This is a genomic window from Campylobacter concisus, from assembly GCF_015230015.1.
GTDB classification, from domain to species: domain Bacteria; phylum Campylobacterota; class Campylobacteria; order Campylobacterales; family Campylobacteraceae; genus Campylobacter_A; species Campylobacter_A concisus_AF.
The window spans coordinates 1-874 of record NZ_JAAKZC010000037.1 but is presented as its reverse complement, the minus strand read 5'-3'; the positions used below and the strand labels follow the sequence as shown (position 1 = coordinate 874).

The window sequence follows — 874 nt, the reverse complement described above, 5'->3', positions numbered from 1 at the left end:
GGCGAGCATAAATTTACAGCAACTGCTGAGAATAAATTTGGTAAGAGCACACCAAGCAATGAAGCTACAATCGATCTAGACTCAATCGCTCCAAAACTTGTAAACGTTAAAATCACTCCAATCGATACTAATAGCAAAGCTGATGATATAGCAGAGCTAACTATGGGAACAGGTCATACAGATGAGCCAAATGCTGAGATATTATTTAGAGATGAAAACAACAACATTATAGGAAAAGGTCACGCTAATAATGCAGGTGACTTCGTAATTCAACTAGATAAAGCCATTCAACCAGGTACTCCAGTATTTGTTCAAGCAATAGACAAAGCCGGTAACGTAGGTACAGATAGAGTTGAAGCTGGTAATATAGAACATCCAAACGATCATACAGCTCCATCAGAGCCAACAATCACATTTGTTGAAGATATCAATCCAAAAGATGGCAAACTAAATAAAGCTGAAAACGGTAGCGATAGTGATAACGCTAACACAACAGCTAAAATTTCTATCCCAACAGATGCAGTAGTAAATGATGTGATCAAATACACTGTAAATGGTGAAGAAAAATCACACCCTATAACTGATGCTGATAAAGCAAAAGGACACATAGAGGTTAAAGTACCAGTAGTTGATGGACAAACTTCAACCATAACAGCTAAGATCGTTGATCAAGCAGGTAATGCTAGTAAAGAAGTATCTGGTAGTGTAGATGTGGATCTAACTATCGGCAATCCAAAAGTTAGATTTTTAGAAGATACAGATAATAACGGCGTTCTAAGCGTTGCTGAAGTGGCTGCTATAAAAGACGGCAAAGCTCACTGGGTAATAGATATCCCAACAGACGGTAGTGTAAAAGCTGGTGATGTGATCCAGT

1 protein-coding gene is annotated in these 874 nt (G+C 38.2%); it reads left to right on the top strand.

Features of this window, described 5'->3' with window-relative positions; genetic code table 11:
* Positions 1 to 874: Ig-like domain-containing protein (locus G6W42_RS10345; protein WP_194173934.1), on the top strand; the 874-nt coding region annotated here is incomplete at both ends.